This is a genomic window from Gammaproteobacteria bacterium, from assembly GCA_022340215.1.
Taxonomy (GTDB): Bacteria; Pseudomonadota; Gammaproteobacteria; order JAJDOJ01; family JAJDOJ01; genus JAJDOJ01.
Window position 1 is genome coordinate 1 of the sequence record JAJDOJ010000133.1, and the last position, 4,264, is coordinate 4,264.

Annotated in this window: 5 protein-coding genes; all 5 read left to right on the plus strand. The window is 66.2% G+C overall.

The features are described 5' to 3' along the window. Nucleotides 1-280 (plus strand): antibiotic biosynthesis monooxygenase (locus LJE91_09585; GenBank protein MCG6868954.1); only part of this gene is annotated, 280 nt, incomplete at its 5' end. Continuing rightward, nucleotides 277-1,464, plus strand: coding sequence for an iron-containing alcohol dehydrogenase (locus tag LJE91_09590; GenBank protein ID MCG6868955.1), 1,188 nt, complete (start codon nucleotides 277-279; stop codon nucleotides 1,462-1,464). The genes LJE91_09585 and LJE91_09590, both read left to right, overlap by 4 nt. Nucleotides 1,465-1,542: 78 nt before the next feature. Continuing rightward, nucleotides 1,543-3,420, plus strand: coding sequence for a hypothetical protein (locus tag LJE91_09595; protein ID MCG6868956.1), 1,878 nt, complete (start codon nucleotides 1,543-1,545; stop codon nucleotides 3,418-3,420). 194 nt (nucleotides 3,421-3,614) lie between these two features. Continuing rightward, nucleotides 3,615-3,872 carry a type II toxin-antitoxin system RelE/ParE family toxin gene (locus LJE91_09600; GenBank protein ID MCG6868957.1) on the plus strand — a complete coding sequence of 86 codons (258 nt, stop codon included), beginning with the start codon at nucleotides 3,615-3,617 and terminating at the stop codon, nucleotides 3,870-3,872. Beyond that, entirely contained in the window at nucleotides 3,869-4,228 is a 360-nt protein-coding gene (locus LJE91_09605) for a helix-turn-helix transcriptional regulator (protein ID MCG6868958.1), read from the plus strand. The genes LJE91_09600 and LJE91_09605 overlap by 4 nt, the downstream gene beginning before the upstream one ends. Nucleotides 4,229-4,264: the final 36 nt, after the last annotated feature.

Genomic DNA, 4,264 nt, shown 5'->3' on the forward strand with positions numbered 1-4,264 from the left:
CGTCAAACCCGGGCACGCCGAGGAGTTCATCGAGGCGACACGACTGAATCACGAGGCCTCGGTCGCCGAACCGGGAAACCGGCGTTTCGACGTCCTTCGCTCGCCCGACGAACCGGACCGCTTCGTTCTCTACGAGGCCTATGCCGACGCGGAGAGTGCGGCAGCCCACAAACAGACGGCGCACTATCTTGCCTGGCGGGATACCGTCGCCGATTGGATGGCGGAACCCCGCAGGGGCGTGCCGTATCAGGGGCTCTTTCCGCCGGACGACCCGACATGATCGAACCGTTTTCCATCGCACGGCTGCCTCGCATCGAGTTCGGTGTTGGGGCCTATTCGAAGATCGCGGCGATCGCCGCGGATTACGGTTCCCGGGCGCTGCTCGTGACCGGCGCGAAATCGTTCCTCGATTCCACGTATCGGGAACGATTGGAGAAGGACCTCGCCGAGCGCGGGATGTCGTGGCGGTACGTCACTGTTTCGGGAGAGCCGTCGCCCGAGGCCGTAGACGAAGCCGTGGCGGAGACGGCGGAAACGTTCGACGTCGTGATCGGCATCGGCGGTGGCAGCGCACTGGATGCGGCCAAGGCCATCGCCGGACTGCTGCGCGTCGGAAGCAGTGTGATGAATTACCTGGAGGGGGTCGGCCCGGAACGCGAATACGAGGGACCGGCGACCCCGTTCATCGCCGTCCCCACGACGGCGGGCACGGGAAGCGAGGCCACCAAGAACGCGGTGCTGAGCCGGCAGGGCGCGTCCGGGTTCAAGAAGTCCTTTCGACACGATCGCCTGGTCGCGGAGTATGCCGTGGTGGACCCGGACCTGCTCGCGACCTGCCCGGGGGACATCATCGCCGCCAACGGCATGGACGCCCTGACCCAGTTGATCGAATCCTACGTATCGCTGCGGGCAAACGTCATGACCGACGCCCTGGCGATCAGCGGCCTGCGCGCGGCACGCGACGGTCTCCTGCCCTGGTACCTCGGCGAGGGCGACGCCCAACAGAATCGAACGCGCATGGCATATGCCGCACTGGTCTCCGGCATCACACTGGCGCAGACCGGGCTGGGATCGGTGCACGGACTCGCCTCGCCGCTGGGGGCCTTCCACCCGATCCCGCACGGCGTCGTCTGTGGAACGCTGGTCGCCGCGGCCACGGAGGTCAACATCCGGGCGATGATCGAGCGTGAGCCGGATAACCGCGCGCTGGGTCGCTATGCGCGTGTGGCCGAGGTCCTGCTCGAGCGCCGTATCCGGGATCCGGTCGAGGCCCGCGCCGCCCTGGTGGAACGTCTCGGGGAATGGACGCGGTGGCTCGACCTGCCGCCGTTGTCACGGTACGGGCTCGGCGGGCGCGACCTCGATGCCATCGTGGCACACTCGCGCGGCAGCAGCATGAAGACCAACCCAATCGTGTTGACCGACGCCGAGGTGCGGGAAGTACTCGAGCGGCGTCTGCGGTAGGCGGCGGCACGATCATGCGGTACCCGGATCCAGGTTCGAACCCGCCCGCCGTGCCGGATGCCCCATCCCGGAACCGTCGTGGCTGATCGAACGCAAGTCGACCCGCAACCGCGCGGAAACGGTGCGCTGCTGAGGGATCTTCTCGGGATGTCGCTGGCCGCGCTGGTCTTCTGGACCCTGTCGCGGGTGTTCCTCGATCTGGACTGCCTGGTCCTGTTCCCAGTCCTTGCGATACTCGCCTGGCCGATATGGGAGTACCAGAGGGAATACGCGCTGTTCCATCGCAGGGTGGTGCTCGATGGCGTCACGCGACCCGAGAGCCGGGTTCGCGGACTGTTCTGGGCGGGCACGATCACACTGGTGTTCCAGGCCGCCCTTTCCCTGATACTGGCTGCGGCATCGCTGGTGCTCGCCACGCACCTGACCGTGTGGCACTGGGCCGTCCTGGCGCTCGACGTACCGCTGCTGCTGGCTCTGGTCGCGCCGGCGAACCGGCTGCTCGCCTCCGAGGTCCGGCCCGAGCGCCTCGCGATGGCCTCGAGGCGCTGGCCGCTCCTGGCGCTGAACGGCGCCTTGATTGCCGCGGCCTTCCTGGCGATCGATTTCTCTACGGGCGCCCCCGACACCCGCGCCGCCGGCTGGGACCGGGTGGCGGAGTCGGCCTTCACCAGGATCAACGACGGGGCCGCCTGCCGACTGTCCGGCTGGTCAGCGGGCGCAGCGCACGCGATCGACGCATTGTCTTGGCATGCGACGCAGTTGCTCATCCCAGGCCTGCCTGGGACCGGCATGAGATTCGCCGCCTGGGCCGTCTTTCTGCTGCAGGCCGGTGCGATCGCCTATATCTACACCCGGATGCTGCTGGGCGTCGGCGCACTGCTGGAGCGTAGACTTCGCGACCCAAGTGTCACCGCCTCCGGCGCCTTCATCGCGACCATACTCGTCCTTGCCGTTCCCTATTTCTACGCCACCGTGAAACTCTCGCGCCTGGACCCCGCCGTGTTTGGCGAACCGGCGCGCCACGCCCTGGGATGGATCGATCCCTGTCGAAACGACACGGCAAACGCGGCCCGCATCGCGGCCGAACTGGACAGCCAGCTCGAGCGGGAACGGCAGGAAGCCATCACCCTGGCCGATGAGCGTATCGAACAAGGGGTCGAGGAACTCTTCGCGGACGTGGAGAAGGGGGTGGACGCCTACCTCGACTGGTACTTCACGGTGCTCGGCGAATACGAACGCCTGCTCGCCGTGTTCGGCGGCGACGTGGCGCAGGTGATGGCGGAACAGGTCGAGACGCATCTGTTCGGCAAGCAGGATTTCACCAAACGGCTGCAACGCCTCAACCAGGAGGTGTCTCGACAGTCGCGGGAGCGGGTTTCGAACGTGGCGTCGCGCCTGTCGGTTCAGGCGCAGACCGCATTGAACGACCGCCCCTGCGGCCTGAGCGATATCGACCTCACGCAACTGACCGGGGTCGATCGCGACAGCCTCCGGGCCTCGGCCGCCGCCGCCAGCGGCACCGCGGTGGGTGTGGTGACCGCCAAGGCGCTGGCCGGCAAGACGGCCTCGGCGGTGGTCGGCAAGATCGCCACCAAGAAGTCGTTTCAGACCGCCGCCGCGCTGACGACCAAGGCGGTGGCGAAAAAGGGCGGTTCGATCCTGGTCTCCGCGGCGGGTGCGGCGGCGATCTGTTCTCCGGGCGGCGCGCTGGCACTGGTCTGCGGGTTCGGCGCGGGCGTGGCCACCTGGCTGGCGGTCGACAAGGTGCTCATCGAGGTGGACGAGGCGCTCAACCGCGAGGAGATGCGCGCGGAGATGCTGTCGGCGATACGCGAGCAGCAGCGAAAGCTTACCGTCGAGATGAAGGATAAACACCGTCTCCTGATCGACGCCATGGCCGGGCAGATTCAGGAGGCTGTCGGGCGGACCTTCGTCCCGGCACGGGACGGTCTGTAGCGTCGATCCGCCGACACCGCCTCCCTGCGCCGTCAGCCACACCACCACGGTGGCCAGGACGACGATCGCGATCATGAACATGACTTCGGAGAGCCGCATGCCGGCGTCGGCCAGGCCGTCAAACGGGAAAGCGCGACTTCCAATATGTTAAGTATTACTTGACACATTTCTGAGCGTTTGCTTAACATCCATCCATGCTCGAACTGCGGTACACGAAGCCGGCGCTCAAGGCCCTACGGAAGGCTCCCCAAAATGTCTCACGGCGGATTCGCAGAGAGCTGGAAGTGATTTCGAGAGATCCGAGCGCGTATCGCGGCGCCTGGAAACCCCTGACGAATTCCTCCTTCTGGAGGCTGCGCGTCGGAAACTGGCGCGCGATCTGCGAGATACGGGAGCAGGAACTGGTTCTGCTCGTACTGAAAATCGGATCCCGGGGAGACGTGTACAAATGACTGTGCAATTCATCGAACTCGAGGGCAAGCCCACTTTTGCCGTGGTGCCGATCGGCGAATGGAACGCGATGCAGGCGCGTATGGAGGAGCTGCAGGACATTGCCGACGCCAAGGCGGCGCGCGAGACCGAATACCTGCCGGCGGAATTCGTGAACCGCCTGCTCGATGGGGGCGATCATCCGTTGCGGGTATGGCGCAACTTCCGGGGATACTCCCTCGAGGAGCTGGCGCGGCGTTGCGGCGTATCCCGGCAGATGCTGTCCATGATCGAGAACGGCAAGGCGAATCCATCCGCCGAGCTGCTGGCAAAGCTCGCCGGGGCGCTGGACTGCGACATGGACGATCTGCACCGGTGAGGTCAGACCGAACGGCACGCGCTCTCCAACACGCGC